Source organism: Thermus thalpophilus (assembly GCF_022760915.1).
Lineage (GTDB): Bacteria > Deinococcota > Deinococci > Deinococcales > Thermaceae > Thermus > Thermus thalpophilus.
The window spans coordinates 1-241 of sequence record NZ_JAKTNS010000161.1 but is presented as its reverse complement, the minus strand read 5'-3'; the positions used below and the strand labels follow the sequence as shown (position 1 = coordinate 241).

General features: G+C 73.0%; 1 pseudogene. It reads left to right on the top strand.

Features of this window, described 5'->3' with window-relative positions:
- Positions 1-241, top strand: a pseudogene (locus L0D17_RS13440) (IS1634 family transposase); the annotation flags it as partial.

The window sequence follows — 241 nt, the reverse complement described above, 5'->3', positions numbered from 1 at the left end:
CTCGGACCTTCGCCTGTGAGGCGGACGCCCGGCGGGCCCTGAGCGAGGCCAGCGGTCGGCTTCCTTTGCACCGGCTGGTCTACCTGGGAGTGCAGGAGGAACGCCAATGGGAGCGGGTGGGCCGGCCGCGCAAGGGGGAGCGACCCTTGGCGGTGGTCTACCGCCTGCGGGCCCGCCTGGAGGTGGATCAGGAGAAGCTGGAGCGGGCGAGGCGGGGCCTGGGGCGATTCCTCCTGGCCAC